Annotated in this window: 14 protein-coding genes; 6 read left to right on the top strand and 8 right to left on the bottom strand. The window is 54.4% G+C overall.

From position 1 onward, the window contains the following. The first annotated feature begins 4 nt into the window (after window positions 1–4). Window positions 5–1,543: a general secretion pathway protein GspF gene (locus BUA49_RS09730; protein WP_072796948.1), complete on the top strand. Its 1,539-nt coding sequence runs from the start codon at window positions 5–7 to the stop codon at window positions 1,541–1,543. Between the two features lie 62 nt (window positions 1,544–1,605). Here BUA49_RS09730 and BUA49_RS09725 read toward each other — a convergent pair whose 3' ends face one another. Together BUA49_RS09725 and BUA49_RS09720 are read right to left on the bottom strand one after the other, a co-directional pair. Further along, window positions 1,606–2,631, bottom strand: a complete 1,026-nt coding sequence (locus BUA49_RS09725; protein WP_228704442.1) for an FAD:protein FMN transferase — start codon at window positions 2,629–2,631, stop codon at window positions 1,606–1,608. Continuing rightward, window positions 2,631–3,161 (bottom strand): methylated-DNA--[protein]-cysteine S-methyltransferase, encoded by a 531-nt coding sequence (locus BUA49_RS09720; protein ID WP_072796947.1) that lies wholly within the window; start codon window positions 3,159–3,161, stop codon window positions 2,631–2,633. The genes BUA49_RS09725 and BUA49_RS09720 overlap by 1 nt, the downstream gene beginning before the upstream one ends. A 244-nt stretch (window positions 3,162–3,405) precedes the next feature. On the opposite strand from BUA49_RS09720, the gene BUA49_RS09715 reads away from it, so the two are divergent. Both BUA49_RS09715 and glpD read left to right on the top strand, forming a co-directional pair. Beyond that, window positions 3,406–4,656 carry a substrate-binding protein gene (locus BUA49_RS09715; RefSeq protein WP_072796946.1) on the top strand — a complete coding sequence of 417 codons (1,251 nt, stop codon included), beginning with the start codon at window positions 3,406–3,408 and terminating at the stop codon, window positions 4,654–4,656. A 62-nt stretch (window positions 4,657–4,718) separates the two neighbouring features. Continuing rightward, window positions 4,719–6,224: a glycerol-3-phosphate dehydrogenase gene (gene glpD / locus BUA49_RS09710; protein ID WP_072796945.1), complete on the top strand. Its 1,506-nt coding sequence runs from the start codon at window positions 4,719–4,721 to the stop codon at window positions 6,222–6,224. On the opposite strand, the gene BUA49_RS09705 is transcribed toward glpD, so the two are convergent. Then, a complete protein-coding gene (locus BUA49_RS09705) occupies window positions 6,179–6,790 on the bottom strand; it encodes a uracil-DNA glycosylase family protein (RefSeq protein ID WP_072796944.1) in 612 nt (203 codons plus the stop codon). The genes glpD and BUA49_RS09705 overlap by 46 nt on opposite strands. A 119-nt stretch (window positions 6,791–6,909) precedes the next feature. Here BUA49_RS09705 and BUA49_RS09700 point away from each other — a divergent pair, with 119 nt between their 5' ends. Next, entirely contained in the window at window positions 6,910–7,653 is a 744-nt protein-coding gene (locus BUA49_RS09700) for a nitroreductase family protein (protein WP_072796943.1), read from the top strand. 18 nt (window positions 7,654–7,671) lie between these two features. Here the strand turns inward: BUA49_RS09700 and glk are convergent, their stop codons facing one another. Both glk and edd read right to left on the bottom strand, forming a co-directional pair. Next, a complete protein-coding gene (glk, locus tag BUA49_RS09695; RefSeq protein WP_072796942.1) occupies window positions 7,672–8,637 on the bottom strand; it encodes a glucokinase in 966 nt (321 codons plus the stop codon). Further along, window positions 8,634–10,454, bottom strand: coding sequence for a phosphogluconate dehydratase (gene edd / locus BUA49_RS09690; protein WP_072796941.1), 1,821 nt, complete (start codon window positions 10,452–10,454; stop codon window positions 8,634–8,636). The genes glk and edd overlap by 4 nt, the downstream gene beginning before the upstream one ends. Before the next feature lie 143 nt (window positions 10,455–10,597). Here edd and pyk point away from each other — a divergent pair, with 143 nt between their 5' ends. Next, on the top strand, window positions 10,598–12,046 hold the full coding sequence (pyk, locus tag BUA49_RS09685; protein ID WP_072796940.1) for a pyruvate kinase: 1,449 nt from the start codon (window positions 10,598–10,600) through the stop codon (window positions 12,044–12,046). Window positions 12,047–12,048: 2 nt separating this feature from the next. Here the strand turns inward: pyk and BUA49_RS09680 are convergent, their stop codons facing one another. The 3 genes from BUA49_RS09680 to zwf are packed head-to-tail and all read right to left on the bottom strand — an operon-like array spanning window position 12,049 to window position 14,898. Then, window positions 12,049–12,699 (bottom strand): bifunctional 4-hydroxy-2-oxoglutarate aldolase/2-dehydro-3-deoxy-phosphogluconate aldolase, encoded by a 651-nt coding sequence (locus BUA49_RS09680; protein ID WP_072796939.1) that lies wholly within the window; start codon window positions 12,697–12,699, stop codon window positions 12,049–12,051. A 17-nt stretch (window positions 12,700–12,716) separates the two neighbouring features. Further along, window positions 12,717–13,436, bottom strand: coding sequence for a 6-phosphogluconolactonase (gene pgl, locus BUA49_RS09675; RefSeq protein ID WP_072796938.1), 720 nt, complete (start codon window positions 13,434–13,436; stop codon window positions 12,717–12,719). Continuing rightward, a complete protein-coding gene (gene zwf, locus BUA49_RS09670) occupies window positions 13,423–14,898 on the bottom strand; it encodes a glucose-6-phosphate dehydrogenase (protein ID WP_072796937.1) in 1,476 nt (491 codons plus the stop codon). The genes pgl and zwf overlap by 14 nt, the downstream gene beginning before the upstream one ends. A 213-nt stretch (window positions 14,899–15,111) precedes the next feature. On the opposite strand from zwf, the gene BUA49_RS09665 reads away from it, so the two are divergent. Next, window positions 15,112–15,990, top strand: coding sequence for a MurR/RpiR family transcriptional regulator (locus BUA49_RS09665; protein ID WP_072796936.1), 879 nt, complete (start codon window positions 15,112–15,114; stop codon window positions 15,988–15,990). Window positions 15,991–16,047: the final 57 nt, after the last annotated feature.

The following is a 16,047-nucleotide window of genomic DNA, read 5'->3' as shown; positions in this document are numbered from 1 at the left end:
GCTCATGTTTATACGCAAACCCCTTAAGCGGCCTCTGGCCAATGGCGAGCCTCTTCTTCACGATAATCACTCGCGGCCACGGACTCGCAGAGAATTCATTGCTCAAGGTCTAAGGGCCGGCACCGCGACGGTTGTCGGCGCCTCAATGTTCAGCTTGTTCGCCAATCCCAGAATGGCGGCGGCGGAGTTGTCACAGCAACTGAAAGACGAATGTAAAATCGGAAGACCCGGCGCGGGGAAAATCCCGTTCATCTGCTTTGACCTGGCTGGTGGCGCCAACATTGCCGGCTCCAACGTGCTGATGGGTAAATCCGGCGGCCAGATGGATTTCCTGAGCACCGCCGGCTACAACAAACTGGGGCTGCCCGGCGATATGCTGCCCAACGACCCGGCCTTTGTGAACACCGAGTTGGGGCTAGCATTTCACTCTGATAGCGGTTTTTTACGGGGAATCAAGCAAAGCACCCGGACCCTCACCCGCGCCGGGACCAATGGCGCGATCATCGCGGCGCGCTCGGAAAACGACACCGGCAACAACCCACATAATCCCATGTACGGAATACATAAAGCCGGTGCCGACGGCTCTCTACTGTCCCTGATAGGCTCTCAAAGTACGCAATCAGGCGGCAACTCCATGGCTCCAATGAGCCTGATCGATCCGAAAGTGCGCCCTACCAAAATAGATCGTCCATCGGATGCGAAAGGGTTAGTGGACGTAGGCGATCTCACTGCGATCCTGAACCAGGAAGATGCAGTTTCGGTGATGGAGGCGGTTCAACGCATCAGCGATGCAAAAATGAATCGAGTTAGCACTGGTCTCGACTCCGGCGCAGAAACGGAAATCAAAAAACTGGTTCGGTGTGGATATGCCAAGAGTGCAGATTTGATTGATCAGTATGGTGACCCGGCAATTCTTGACCCGGATAAAGATGACCAGATTGTTGGCGATACAGGCATTTTTTCCCAGGAAGAGTTCAATAATAACCGTGAATTTCAAAAAACCGCCTCTGTCATGAAGCTGGTTGTAAACGGCTATGCGGGCGCTGGCACTGTTACGATGGGTGGCTATGATTATCATACCGGCGAGCGTGCGACTGGGGAGCGCAGGGATGAACTCGCTGGCCGCTGCATGGGCGCTTGCCTCGAATATGCAGCAAGAATGAATACGCCACTGATGCTGTATGTATTCAGTGACGGCTCAGTGTCCAGCAATGGCACCCTGGATGACTCTGAGGATGGCAGGGGTAAAGGCGTGTGGACAGGTGACAACCAACAGACGGCTGCCTCATTTTTCCTCGTTTACAACCCTAACGGTCGCCCTACCCCTATTCGCAACCAGATCGGCTTCATGCGTGCAGATGCATCCGTAGAAACAGCCTCAAGTCCTGCAGCGAATAACGTAAATCAGTTGGTACAAACTGTTTTGCTGAACTACATGGCGCTACACGGTGAACAGGGTGACTTCGCTTCAAAGTTCCTCGGCCATGGCCTGGGCAATACGGCCAGCCAGGACCGGTTGATTGCATTCCCCAATATCGTCTAAGGGGCTTAGCTCCACCAAAATCCTGAACTACTGTTCTCGCAATTCAGCCCTCGGAACCAGCCTCACGATTCCGGGGGCGCCAATCCCTCTGAAAAGTGCATCATCCGCTGATCATCGATAATAATCGCATCGATACCCGGCAGTCTTTCGATCATCTCCAGGCCCTTTTCGGGGCCAAGCACAAAGACCGCCGTAGAAAGCCCGTCGGTTGTCAGTGCATTGCTTCCTATAATAGTAACGCTCTGCACGCCGCGCACAGATTTGCCGGTACCCGGCGACAGGATGTGATGAACGCGTTCCCCCTGGTCATTGATAAAGAAGCGCTCGTAATCGCCAGAGGTGGATATGGCAACATCGGCCAATGGCAGCACAACCGCATTGCGTTCCCCGGAACGTGGGTCCCGGACACCGACAAGCCAGGGGCTCCCGCGCTTATCGCCCAACAAGCGCAGATCGCCACCGGCACTGAGTCGTGCGTGCCGCACCCCCGCCAGCATAAGGCGCTCAATACCCAGGTCTACTGCGTAGCCCTTGGCAATTCCCCCCAGATCAACCAACAGGCCTTTCTGGCGATAAAAAACCGTGTGCTCCGCCTCGTCCAGGGCAATGTCCTGATAATTGATATGGCTAAGCCTGGACCGGATATCTTCTTCTGATGGCTGTTGGTGTGCCCGATAATCATAAAGGTAACCAACAGATCCGAAGCTCACATCGAAGGCGCCGCCGCTGAGTTCGGCCACTTCACCCGCTTTTTTCAGCACCTGAAAAAGACCGGAACTTACCTGTACCGGTTTGTCTGCTGCATGTCGATTAACGCCGGAGAGCTCGGAGTCTTCACGGTATCGGCTCATGTTCCGGTCTACCTGATGAAACACCGCCAGAACGTCTTCTGCGATCGCATCGGCAGCACTCTGGTCACTGAACCAGAATTCCAGCTGCACCGGTGTTGTCATCGCAGTATCGGTGTACTTGTACCATTGTGCCTGAGCCACAGGCGGCAGCACGGCAAGTAACAGAACCCATACAAAAGGTCGCAAACAGACACGGCGACGGCCTGCAAAGAAGTTCTTGAATTTGATTTTTGCCATTAGCGCTCAGACAACCCTTGCTCGTGACTCAATACCGCCTGCTTGCGTTTGATACCCCAGCGATACCCGGACAGACTGCCGTCACGATGGAGTACCCGATGGCATGGCACGACCACCGCCAAGGGGTTGGCCGCACATGCTCCCGCTACAGCTCGTGATGCTGTCGGCATCCCCATGCGGCGTGCTATCTCGCCATAGCTGGCCGAGCAGCCAGACGGGATCTCCTGCAGCGCGCGCCAGACCCTGCACTGGAAGTCTGTACCACGAAGATCAAGTTGCACTGAAAGCGGCTTACGACTGTCTATCAGATAACTCATAACATCGGCAAACCAGTCCGCCCGGGAATTATTTGCATGCTCGAGTATGGCATCCGGGAATCGACGGGCCAGTTCCGTAACCAGCTCTTCCGGCGACTCGCCCGGTAGCACGGCGCAAACGCCGTTGAGCGCGCGCGCGACCAGAATTTCACCGAGGTAACAGTGGCCTGTCTGCCAGGTGATCGTTTCGTCCTGCACTTCATTACCGGTCATGGAAGACTCCTCGGCCTGGGTTCTTCAGTTTTTTCAGTCGCTCTCTGTGCGCAGACGCAGTATGACTTATGCCAGCAAGGGTGCAAACGTACAATTCTTTACCTGAATTCCCACCTTAGTCTGATTGCCGAATGCATTACCGGAAAAGAAACTAACCCTCTTCCCGAATAATAAACAATCAATAACGTTCAGAGTACTGACTTGAGTGCCAACCACTTAGCTGTGCCCTGTAGCAGGAGTCTTCATGAAACCCGGAAAAGCACTCTTTACTGCCTGTCTGCTCTTGCTTGCCGCAAGCACAGTTACCGCAGAAACACTCAAAATCGGCCTGAACTATCCGCAGACCGGCCGCTACAAAGATCAGGGCCTGCAGCAAAGGCTAGGTGCTTTTCTGGCAGTTGATGAAATCAACAAGGCCGGAGGTGTTATGGGGCAGCCACTGGAACTGGTTATCCGTAATACTCGGGGAGACCCCGCCAAGGGAGCAGAAAACACCGCAGAAATGATCGACAAGGAAGGTGTTCAAATGGTGTTCGGTGGTGTGTCCAGCTCCGTCGCCATCGCCTCTGGCAAAGCCGCCAGAGACCGCAACCGGATCTATTTCGGTACCCTCACCTACTCCAACGCGACCACCGGAAGCGAGGCGCACAGTCACATGTTCCGGGAACCCTATAATGCATGGATGACAGCCAAGATTCTCAGCCAGTACCTGAAACGCAACCACGCCGATGAAGACTATTTCTACATTACTGCAGACTACACATGGGGCTGGTCGGTTGAGGAGTCGGTACGCAAATTCTCCGGCACCGAAGACACAAAACTCCACCCCGGTGTAAAAACACCCTTTCCCCGTGCGCTGGTGAACGACTTTCAGGACGCTCTGGTCCAAGCCGAAGCAAGCGGCGCAAAAGTGCTGATGCTGGTTCTGTTTGGTGATGACATGGTTCGTGCCCTTAACGTGGCTTACGAAATGGGCCTGACCAAAAAAATGCAGGTAGTTGTTCCCAATCTGACCCTGGGCATGGCCCGGCAGGTTGGCCCAACTATTATGGAGGGTATTGTCGGCGGTAGCCCCTGGGTGTGGAATGTGCCCTATGAACTGAACTATCCGCGCGGTAAAGAGTTCGTTGAAGCCTTCTCAAAACGTTATGAAATGCGGCCATCCACGGCTGCGGCGTCTGCCTATAGCATAATTTACCAATACAAGAGTGCCGTGGAGCGCGCCGGAACCACCAATACCCGGGCGGTGATTCGCACACTCGAGGGGCACAGGTACACCTTCCTGAAGGATGAGCAGTACTGGCGTGATTTTGACCACCAGAATATCCAGTCTGTTTATGTGGTTAAAATCAAACCCCGGGAAACTATCATGGCCGATCAGTATGGCTCGGATTACTTCAGTATCGTCGAGTCAATGTCTGGCGATAACGCGGCCCAGACCCGGGAAGAGTGGGAAGCTCGTCGCAGAGAGGCAGGTAAACCTCTGAGTTTGTGACGACATTGCCTGAATTTCAGGCACAATGGCTGCTGTAAAAACTCTATGGTGGAGATTCTTCTTTGCAGCAGCAATCGTTCGACCTTGTCGTTATCGGTGGTGGCGTTAATGGCACCGGAATTGCCATGGACGCCGCAGGGCGGGGGCTGAAAGTCCTGCTCTGCGAAATGAATGACCTGGCCTCGGCGACCTCGTCCAACAGCAGCAAGCTTATCCATGGTGGCTTGCGCTATCTGGAACATTATGAGTTCCGGCTGGTTCGGGAAGCTCTTAAAGAGCGGGAAGCTCTGTTGCGGAATTCACCTCATATCATGTGGCCCATGCGTTTTCGCCTGCCCCACCAGCCCCATCTGCGCCCAGGCTGGATGATCCGCACAGGTCTTTTCCTTTACGACCACCTTGCCCGGCGAGAGCTGCTGCCGGGCTCACTATCCATCACGTTTGGCAGTGACAGCCCTCTGAAGCCCGAAATCACTAAAGGTTTCGAGTATTCTGATGGCTGGGTAGATGACGCCCGTCTCGTTGTACTCATGGCGCGCAAAGCGGAACAGATGGGCGCTTCAATCCAGCCCAGGACCCGCTGCACCAATGCTGTCCGCGAGAAAAAAACCTGGACGATAACACTACAGGACAGTGTTACAGGGGTTGAAAACAAAATCTCAGCAAAAGTGCTGGTCAACGCAGCGGGCCCCTGGGCCAGTAAACTTTTTGCCGGAACCATTGCCGCACCCGCACCAAAACAGATTCGCCTGGTAAAGGGCAGTCATCTTGTAGTTCCCCGCCTGAATAACAGCGATGAAGCCTACATTCTGCAGAATGAAGATGAACGCATCGTCTTTGTGATCCCGTATGAAGAAACGTTTTCCCTGATAGGCACAACCGATGTGGACTACGATGGCGACCCGTCTCTTGCCCGCATTTCGCAGGAGGAAACCGACTACCTGCTGAAGATTGTAAACACCTATTTCCGGCGCCAGATGACCGCCGAAGACGTCGTCTGGTCCTATTCCGGGGTACGGCCGCTCATCGATGGTGAGGAAAATGCACAGAAAGCCTCGCGGGATTACTCCTATGAACTGGATGACGACGGCGGCCTGGCGCCACTGATGTCAATCTTCGGCGGAAAAATAACCACATACCGAAAGCTTGCAGAGGTGGCTACAGACAAACTTTGTGAGTTTTTCCCTACCGCTGGCGCTCCCTGGACCCATAACGCGGTACTGCCAGGCGGAAACTTCAACAGCAAGGCATCGCTTCAGGTCGAGCTGAAAAAAGAATTTCCATGGCTGCCACCGGAGCTTGGGCAGCGTTATGTAAGAACTTATGGCACGGCATGCAGGAACATTCTTGACGGCACCACTTCCGTTGAGGATATGGGCACTCTTTTTACCGGCAATCTATACCAGAAGGAGGTGGAATATCTCGTGTCACGGGAATGGGCAATGACAGCAGAGGACATACTCTGGCGTCGCACCAAGCAGGGGCTTTACGCATCCGAAACACAGACTCTGGCACTGGAAAACTACCTGTCATTCTCTGCAGCCAAAAGCCTGGCAACCCGCGCCTGAAGTTCTGGAATCACCTCAGCTTCAAACCAGGGATTCCTGCGCAACCACAGATTATTGCGCGGGCTGGGATGGGGCATAGGCAGTAATTCTGGCCAATAATGGCGCCAGTTCCTGACATTCTCAGTAACGGATTTCTTACCGTCCGGAAGGTGCCAGGCATGTGCATACTGGCCTATCACCAGAGTAAGCCCAATATTGGGCAAGCGGTCCAATAAAGCGTTGCGCCAAGCGGGTGCACATTCCGGCCTCGGCGGCAAATCACCGGATTTTCCCGTACCGGGGTAACAGAACCCCATGGGAAGAATGGCCAGCTTGCGGTCGTCGTAAAACGTATCCCGCGTTATGCCCATCCACTGCCGGAGACGGTCGCCACTGGGGTCATTGAATGGTAGCCCCGTTTCATGCACCCGCCTTCCCGGAGCCTGACCCACCACAAGAATACGCGACGCCTGTGACAGCTGCACAATCGGCCGTGGTCCATAGGGCAAGGCCTCAGCGCAAATTGTGCAGGCGCGTACCTGGCGAACCAGTTCGTCAAAAGGCAGCTGGGCAAGAGAATCCTTCATTGTCTCAACGTCATCCGGGCAATTGCATAAAAAGCGTTTTCCCGTAACCATATAGTTCAAAAAACAATGCGGCAAGCCATCATCATGCTCCCGCACCGCGACATAACCAGGGATTAATCATGAACGCAAAAGCAGCCCCCCTTTCTCTGCCGGAGATTGATGTTGAAGAATTCCGCAAGGTTGTTCGCAGCCGCCGTTCTGTAAGGCGTTTCACCGACGAGCCCATTCCAGACGCTGTGCTGGAGGACTGCCTGGAGCTCGCCACACTGGCACCAAACTCCAGCAATCTGCAGCCCTGGGAGTTTTTTGTGGTCAGAACACCAGAGCTGCGGGGCAAGCTTGCACAAGCCTGCCTGGGCCAGAACGCGGCCACCACGGCCCCGGTACTGATCGCAATTGTTGCCCGCCCGGATACCTGGCGCAAGCACGCTCGCCTTGCACTGGAGAACTGGCCAAAAGAGGAAAAGCTGCCTTCTATCGTTGAGAAGTACTACAAGAAGATCGCGCCCATTCATTACAATCAGGGGCCGCTTGGACTTCTGGGCGTGGCCAAAAAGACAGCGGGGCTAGTCGTGGGTTTGTCCCGCCCGGTACCCCGGGGACCCTACTCGGTTAATGAAATGAAGGTCTGGGCCACAAAATCTACGGCACTGGCGGCAGAAAACCTTATGCTGGCACTGCGCGCCCACGGTTACGATTCCTGCCCGATGGAGGGGTTTGATGAGTGCCGGGTGAGGAAGCTCTTGAACCTGCCCCGCAAAGGGCTTGTAACCATGGTTCTTGCGGCCGGCCGGCGAGCAGAAAACGGCGTGTATAACCGCCAGTACAGGTTCGACCAGGAAACCCTGATTCACTACCTGTGAGTGCTCCGCGAACCACCGCTAAACTTCGGGATTGCCCAAAGCTTCGGCCGCCCCCAGCAGGCCTGCGTAAGGCTCGGTTACGACGTACACCGGTGTAGATTCCAGCAAGGGGCGCATGCGGCCCTTGTCCTCGAAGCCGTTCCGGAAAGGACTTTCCAGAAAGAAGTCCAGAAATCGGGGTAACATACCACCGCACAAATACACGCCCCCTGTACTTCCAAGCGTCAGAACCGCATTGCCAGCCGTCCTGCCGAGCAGTTCACAAAAATGATTCAGGGTATGGCGCGCTAATAGATCGTTCTGCTCCAGCGCGGCTTTCGTTATTGCCTCCGGCGTATTTAGCAATGCGGCCACACACTGAATCTCACAATGTGCCTGGTAAAGGTTCAGCAATCCCTGACCACACAGAATCCGTTCCACGGACACACGCCCAAATCGAGCCTTGAGAATTCTCAGAATCGCCACCTCTGAATCATTCACTGGCGCAAAATCTACATGTCCACCCTCGGTCACCAACGGCACCCAGCCGTTTCTGACTGGCACCAGACCGGAGAGACCGAGACCGGTACCCGGCCCCATTACAAGCCGCGGACGACGGTGATCACCCGGGCCACCGCAGACATGTACCAGATTTTTTTTCGAAACATGGGGAACACCCAAAGCCATAGCCGTGAAGTCATTAATCACCTTAAATGCCTTCCAGCCAAACTGGCTTCGGATACATTCACTATCAAAGTGCCAATGATTATTGGTCATTTTCACGACGCCATCACGCACCGGAGAAGCAACTGCCAGGCAAGCTCCGAGAACTTCCGTGATCCCGACCTTTTTCAGATAATGCTTTATGGCGTCATCCAGATTGGCATAGTCCCGGCACGACAAAGCCTCGATCGCCCGGGGCTGAACACCACCCTGCTCTACGAGAGCAAAACGAGCGTTGGTTCCACCTATGTCCCCTACCAGGGAATAATCCGCTGCACTCATGCCTCATGATTCCAGAAAATGCTGGCTCCTTCCTCAGCTGTGCTCGCCGAGCGCCGCATCCAGCCAAACAGTTCTCTGCCATAACCCTGATGATAACCGGACAGATCAAGCCTGGCCGGCTCACGCTTCGCGAATTCCGCCTCATCCACAACAATCGATAAGGCACCCTTATCCGCATCCAGGCATATCAGATCGCCATCCCGAACCCTTGCAAGAGCCCCCCCATCGAGAGCTTCCGGATAAACATGAATCGCCGCAGGGACCTTACCAGACGCGCCAGACATCCTGCCGTCAGTGACCAAGCCAACCCGAAAACCTCGATCCTGCAGCACACCAAGATAGGGAGTCAGCTTGTGTAGTTCGGGCATACCATTGGATCTTGGCCCCTGAAAACGAACAATAACGACACAGTCCTTATCAAGCTCACCAGCATCGAAAGCCGCCTTCAGCTCGTTCTGGTCATTGAAAACCACGGCGGGTGCTTCGATCTTGTGATGTTCGGGGGCAACCGAAGAAACCTTGATCACGCCCCGGCCGAGGTTTCCATCCAGCACCTTGAGGCCGCCATCGGGCGCAAAAGGCTCGGCGGCGCTGCTCAATACATCCGGGCGCAAGCTTTTCCCGGGAGCAGGCTGCCAAACGAGTTTGCCATCATTGAGTGTCGGCATTTGCGCGTAGCGCTCAAGTCCGTGCCCGACAACCGTCTCCACATCACCGTGCAGGTAGCCGCCCTCAAGCAGTTCTCGAATCAGGAATGGCGTGCCTCCAGCTTCGTGAAAAGCATTCACATCGTCCTCGCCATTGGGATAGATGCGAGTCATCGATGGCACTACGGATGAGAGCTCAGCGTAGTCATTCCAGTCGATGAGAATGCCCGCTGCCCGGGCAATCGCAACCCAGTGCAGCGTGTGGTTGGTGGAGCCTCCGGTTACCAGAAGCGCCACTAGCGCGTTGACGATGCTTTTCTCGTCAATCATGTCACCCAGTCCAAGCTCACCACCCTGGGGCCTGGATAAACGAATAACCTGTTCAGTTGCAGCGCGCGTCAGCTGATCCCGCAACGGCGTATTCGGGTTTACAAACGCAGCGCCCGGTAAATGCAGCCCCATGACTTCAACCAGAAGCTGATTGCTGTTGGCCGTGCCATAGAAGGTGCAGGTGCCCGGGCTATGATAGGACTTGATCTCAGCCTCCAGCAGCTCGTCTTTTCCGATCTTTCCCTCTGCATACAGCTGACGTATACGCTGTTTTTCCTTGTTCGGAAGGCCCGACGGCATAGGGCCCGCAGGTAACAGAATGGTGGGCAGGTATCCGAAGCTCAGCGCACCGATCAACAACCCCGGAACAATCTTGTCGCAAATGCCCAACAGCAGCGTGGCATCAAACATGTTGTGGCTCAGGGCTACCGCCGTGCTCATGGCAATGGTGTCCCGTGAAAACAGGCTGAGCTCCATGCCCGGCTGGCCTTGAGTTACCCCGTCACACATGGCGGGCGTACCACCGGCAAACTGGGCTACAGAACCCATGCCATGAGCAGCCTCGCGGATGATATCGGGAAAGCCAGCATAGGGCTGATGCGCCGAAAGCATGTCGTTGTATGCCGAAATCATGGCCACATTGGCTTTGTTCATCAGCTTCAGGGTGTCTTTGTCATCCTGATTGCAGGCAGCAAAGCCGTGAGCAAGATTACCGCAGGACAGTGAATTCCGGTGTGGCGAGCGGGTTTTCAGCTCATTCATGCGGCCAAGATAATCCTGTCGCGGCGCACGACTGCGGTCGATAATTCGCTGGGTAACTTTGTCTACGATTGCATGCATGCAAGGTTCCTTTGCACAGAGCAGATTTTATAGTCTATAGACGTAATTTTACGTTCTTTTTTTGGTATCATCACGTCATTGTCATAATTAATTCATGATTTATTGATACATTTACTACCAATTTATCTTCAAAGGATAACAATATGCTCAGGCGTACCAAGATTGTCGCCACCCTCGGCCCCGCCACGGACTCCCCTGAATCTCTGGCTGCTATTATAGCCGCAGGTGTTGATGTTGCCCGGCTCAACTTTTCCCATGGCAGCGCTGATGAGCACATCAAGCGGGCACAGCGAGTTCGTGCGGCGGCCGCAGCTCAAGGCCGTTTCGTTGCTTTACTGGCGGATCTTCAGGGCCCGAAACTCCGTATCGCCCGGTTTGCTGAAAACAAGGTCATCCTGAAAGCAGGACAAACCTTTGTTCTGGATGCCGCAATGGACAAGGAAGCCGGCACGGAAGAGCGTGTGGGCATCGATTATGAGCAGCTGATTGATGACGTAAAGCCCGGCGACATCCTTGTTCTGGACGATGGTCGCATCGAAATGGAGGTGCAATCTGTTGCCGATCGCAGCATCACATCTTCAGTTCTGATTGGTGGCCCGCTCTCAAACAACAAGGGACTTAACAAACGTGGCGGCGGGCTTTCGGCCGATGCGCTGACCGAAAAAGACAAGCAGGATATCGTAACAGCTGCACGCCTTGGGGCCGACTACGTAGCGGTGTCCTTTGTCCGCACTGCCGAAGATATGCACACGGCTCGTCGGCTTCTTAAAGAAGCCGGCTCCGACGCCGGTCTTGTTGCAAAAATCGAGCGCGCGGAACTGGCCCACGACATGGCAGCACTGGATTCGGTTATCGAGGCATCCGACGTAGTCATGGTGGCTCGCGGTGATCTCGCGGTAGAGATTGGTGATGCGGAGCTTGTGGGTGTGCAGAAACACATCATTGCGCGCGCACGAGTGCTGGATCGCGCTGTCATTACAGCAACCCAGATGATGGAGTCCATGATCACCAGCCCTATGCCGACCCGCGCTGAGGTGTCTGATGTGGCGAACGCTGTTATGGACTACACCGATGCGGTTATGTTGTCTGCAGAAACGGCAGTGGGCGATTATCCGGTAGAAGCTGTAGAAGCAATGGTGCGTATATGTGTAGGTGCAGAAAAGCATCCCACGATGCACCAGTCGAATCACCGGATTCACGAAAGCATGGAGCATGTAGATGAAGCAATTGCTCTGTCCGCTATGTATGCGGCGAATCATCTCAATGGCGTGACCGCTATCATCTGTATGACGGAAACGGGCGCAACGCCCCGGCTGATGTCCCGCATCAAGTCCAGCCTGCCGATTTTTGCGTATTCCCGGCATCATTCCACGCAGCATCGGGTTGTGATGTACCGTGGCGTTCAGACGGTCCCGTTTGATTCTGCAAAGATTCCGAATGAGCGAACCAATGCGCTGGCCATATCGGAGCTGGTTAACAGGAAGGTGGTGAGTAAGGGCGATCTGGTGGTCATCACCAAGGGCGATTATGTGAACGCCCAGGGTGGCACCAACACCATGAAAATTGTGCGGGTTGGCGCTGATATCAGCTGATATCAGCTGATATCAGAAAGACTACCACGGGCGATTTTGGTGATCTGCGCCCAATCTCTCTTCGCAACAACATCGGTTGGCGTCAGCCAGCTACCGCCAACCGTCTGCACATTGCTCAAGGCCAGATAGTCCTTGGCAGTGTCGCGGCGGATCCCACCGGTTGGGCAGAAAGCTGCATCCGGGAATGGCCCATTGAGGGCTTTTAGTGCGGGGATTCCGCCCGCGACTTCCGCCGGGAAAAACTTGAACTCACGATAACCCAGGCCGTACCCCAGCATCAGTTCGGAGGCTGTTGAAACACCCGGCAAAAGGGGTGCTTCAGAGGTTAGAGCGAATTCGAGAAGCGCTTCGGTAACGCCGGGGGTGACGATGAACTGGGCGCCTGCGGCTTCGGCCTGACGATATTGGGAAAGGCTGGTCACCGTTCCAGCCCCAACCCAGGCTTCCGGCAGAGCTTCGCGCACACTTTTGATCGCTTTGAGCCCATGTTCCGTGCGTAAGGTTATTTCCATCACGCGAACCCCACCATCAAAGAGGGCCTGACAGAGCGGTACCGCCTCGTCCGGATGCTTTATAGTAATAACGGGCATCAAGGGTGAAGCCCCCAGAACTGACCTGATGCGATCGCGGTGATAGCCGGATAGTTGGCTCATGATTTTCTCCAAATAGTTCAGGGGCTCCAGAAGACCTGCAAGCCGGGTTTCAGGAAGCCGCGAACAGGCATCGCGAGCAGTTCATTCGGCTGACTCAGTGCTAGCCTGAGCGTATCGAGCTTGTCGTGGCCCTTGAGGTGCAGAACGATAAATTTGGCCTCATGCATCAACGGGTAAGTTAGCGTAATGCGCGGATGCGCTTGGGAGGGCGGAGTCATCGCAGCCACCCTCTCCTTGCCGTCTGCATTCATGGCCGACGAGATCTCCGGGGCGTCGGGGAAAAGAGACGCGGTGTGACCGTCATTGCCCATGCCCAGTATCAGTACGTCCAACGGGAGAGTCAGGCTCGCAAGCTCGGATTTGACTGCATCCAGCCCCTCTTCGGGAGTGTCACCTTCCTGTTTCAACGAGAAATACCTCGCGGCCGCTGCGTTGTTCCGGAGCAGATTCTCTTTTATGAGCCTGGTATTACTGGCTGCATCGGTTTCATCCACCCAGCGCTCATCCGCCAGTAAAACATCTACCCGGCCCCATTCCATTTCTTTCAGGGATAGAGCCTGAAAAAATGGTATCGGCGTCGAACCGCCAGAAACTGCAAGGCTTACCCGCTCAGCTTTCATAAGCCTGCCCTTGAGAAACTCTGCAACGGCGTTGGCTAACTCCTGAGCAGTCTGCTCTGGAGTTTCACCAAAGCGCGCTTCAACGCCGCGCGGAAGTATGATCTCAGGCGTCTTCATACCAACTCCTTCCATCACGGGTGATCATGGCAATGGAAGCCACAGGTCCCCAGGTGCCTGCAGCGTATCGCTTCGGCGGATCACCACCGTCATTCCAGTTCTGAATAATCCGGTCAACCCAACGCCATGCATATTCCACTTCGTCACGACGCACGAACAGGTACTGGTTACCTTTCATGATTTCCCACAGGAGACGCTCATAAGCATCGGGGATCCGCTCGGCTTCGAAGGTCTCCGAAAACGTCAGCTCAAGTGGCCCCTGTCGCAGCCGCATACCTTTATGCAGGCCCTGGTCTTTGGTGAGGATTTTAAGTGACATGCCTTCATCCGGCTGCAAACGGATGATCAGCTTGTTGTTCGCCAAGTGCTTCTGGTCCGGATCAAAAATGTAGTGGGGAGCTGGCTTGAAGTGAATGATAATCTGGGACAGTTTTTCCGGAAGGCGCTTGCCAGTACGGATATAAAACGGCACCCCAGACCAGCGCCAGTTGTCGATTTCAACCTTCAGAGCTACAAAGGTTTCTGTTTCACTCCTCTTGTTGGCGCCCTCCTCTTCCAGATAACCCGGAACCGGTTTTCCGGTGCTGGTTCCGGCCGTGTACTGGCCTCGCACCACGTAACTTTCCATCATGTCCGGCGTTATCGTGCGCAGGGTTTTGAGCACTTTCACCTTTTCATCACGGATACTATCGGCAGACAAATCAGAGGGAGGGTCCATCGCAATGAGGCACAACAATTGAAGAAGATGATTCTGAACCATGTCCCGGATCTGGCCGGCTTTATCAAAGTAGCCCCACCGGCCTTCAATTCCCACGCTCTCGGCGACGGATATTTCCACATGAGAAATATGGTTCTGATCCCATTGGGATGCAAACAGATTATTTGCGAAGCGCAATGCAATCAGGTTCTGAACGGTCTCTTTACCAAGATAGTGATCGATTCGAAAAAGCTGGCTCTCTTTATAAACCGCCCCAAGTTCATCATTTATCACCCGGGAAGATTCCAGATCGTGACCAATAGGCTTCTCCACAACGACTCGCGTGTTCTCGGTGCAGCAACTGGATGATCGGAGATTACGGGCAATAACTCCGTACATCGCCGGCGGGCTTGCCATGTAAACGATCAGCTCATTGTTGTGCTCGTCGCGCCAATCGTTGAGGACACCGAAGCCTTCCTGATCATGAAAATCGAGCGCCTGGTACTCAATCCTCTGCACAAAAGTCTCAGCTAAAGAACGATCGAACTCTTCGGGCTTTACATACTGCTCAAGCTTGTCCAGCAACTGTTTGCGCACGGCCGTGGTATCCAGATCCCGCCGGGCGATCGCCAATATCCTGCTGCCACCGGCCAGTAAACCGGCTCGCTCCAGCTGGTAAAAAGCCGGGAACAGCTTACGTAGAGCCAAATCTCCCAACGCACCAAACAGCATAATGTCGCAACGGGTACTATTCCTGCTGATCATCGGATTCGTCTCTCAGATAAAGTCAGGCCATAAAAACGGCCAGCATTCACGATGGAATGTAGTAATTTTATCCAAATAATGACATTGGACGTGCATTAATCCAAGGGTTACATCGATATATTGATACGTTTACTACCCAAAATGCGTTAAAATCCCGGTATAATCAGTCTGTATTGATTAACCGTCCCACCAAGGATTCAGGGAGTAGCTTTGATGGCTGTAAACCAGGCGCATCGTGACGAGAATCTACTGGAAGATATCCAGTCCCGGCTGGACACGTTGAACAAGTCGGAGCGCAAGGTAGCAGAGGCTATCCTGCGGGATCCGAGCGCAGCCACCCGTTACAGTATTGCGGCCTTGGCCCGGGCCTCAAACGTCAGCGAGCCTACCGTTAACCGGTTTTGCCGAGGGTTCTCGGCCACAGGTTTTCCGGATTTCAAAATTCGTCTGGCACAAAGTATCGCCACGGGTACACCCTATATCGGCCAGAACATAGAGCCCGACGATACGGTTGCAGAGTTTGCCGACAAGATCATGATGAGCACCATTGCCAACCTCGACAAGGCTCGCCAGGCGCTGGACCCTCGTGTACTGGCAACCGCCATTGACTATCTTATCCAGGCCAGACAGATCAACTTTTTTGGTATGGGAGGCTCTGCGTCTGTAGCACTTGACGCACAACACAAGTTTTTCCGCTTTAACATTCCGGTCATGTCTTATGATGACGCTCTGATGCAGCGCATGGTAGCCGCTGGCGCGAGTGTCGGGGATGTCATCGTACTGATTTCCTATACCGGACGTACCAGGGAAACCGTCGATATCGCCCGCATTGCCCGGGACAACGGCGCAACCGTTATTGGTATCACAACACCGGACTCACCGCTGGCAGAAGTCTGCACCGTTGCTCTGGAAGTTACCGCACCAGAAGACATAGAGGTGTACATGCCGATGTCTTCCCGGATCATCCATCTGACCGTCATCGATATTCTGGCCACCGGCGTCACGCTCAAGCGCGGGACTGACTTTCTGGTACATCTCAAGAAAATCAAAGACAGCCTGAAACCTACCCGCTTTCCTTCAAGCCCTGACTGAGGGCAGCCGCGACAAGAGGCAATAAAAAACCCGGACAACATACGTTGCCCGGGTTTT

Source organism: Marinobacter antarcticus (genome assembly GCF_900142385.1).
In the GTDB taxonomy this organism is placed as follows: domain Bacteria; phylum Pseudomonadota; class Gammaproteobacteria; order Pseudomonadales; family Oleiphilaceae; genus Marinobacter; species Marinobacter antarcticus.
The sequence above is the reverse complement of the archived record's forward strand: the minus strand, read 5'-3'. Positions and strand labels throughout refer to the sequence as shown.

Excerpts from the sequence above, each read along its gene's own strand:
- BUA49_RS09700 (WP_072796943.1), top strand. The coding sequence starts at position 6,910 with ATGAACGCAAAAGCAGCCCCCCTTTCTCTGCCGGAGATTGATGTTGAA.
- edd (WP_072796941.1), bottom strand. The coding sequence starts at position 10,454 with ATGCATGCAATCGTAGACAAAGTTACCCAGCGAATTATCGACCGCAGT.
- glk (WP_072796942.1), bottom strand. The coding sequence starts at position 8,637 with ATGAGTGCAGCGGATTATTCCCTGGTAGGGGACATAGGTGGAACCAAC.
- BUA49_RS09715 (WP_072796946.1), top strand. The coding sequence starts at position 3,406 with ATGAAACCCGGAAAAGCACTCTTTACTGCCTGTCTGCTCTTGCTTGCC.
- BUA49_RS09720 (WP_072796947.1), bottom strand. The coding sequence starts at position 3,161 with ATGACCGGTAATGAAGTGCAGGACGAAACGATCACCTGGCAGACAGGC.
- zwf (WP_072796937.1), bottom strand. The coding sequence starts at position 14,898 with ATGATCAGCAGGAATAGTACCCGTTGCGACATTATGCTGTTTGGTGCG.
- BUA49_RS09705 (WP_072796944.1), bottom strand. The coding sequence starts at position 6,790 with ATGAAGGATTCTCTTGCCCAGCTGCCTTTTGACGAACTGGTTCGCCAG.
- BUA49_RS09725 (WP_228704442.1), bottom strand. The coding sequence starts at position 2,631 with ATGGCAAAAATCAAATTCAAGAACTTCTTTGCAGGCCGTCGCCGTGTC.
- BUA49_RS09665 (WP_072796936.1), top strand. The coding sequence starts at position 15,112 with ATGGCTGTAAACCAGGCGCATCGTGACGAGAATCTACTGGAAGATATC.
- BUA49_RS09680 (WP_072796939.1), bottom strand. The coding sequence starts at position 12,699 with ATGAGCCAACTATCCGGCTATCACCGCGATCGCATCAGGTCAGTTCTG.
- pyk (WP_072796940.1), top strand. The coding sequence starts at position 10,598 with ATGCTCAGGCGTACCAAGATTGTCGCCACCCTCGGCCCCGCCACGGAC.
- pgl (WP_072796938.1), bottom strand. The coding sequence starts at position 13,436 with ATGAAGACGCCTGAGATCATACTTCCGCGCGGCGTTGAAGCGCGCTTT.
- BUA49_RS09730 (WP_072796948.1), top strand. The coding sequence starts at position 5 with ATGTTTATACGCAAACCCCTTAAGCGGCCTCTGGCCAATGGCGAGCCT.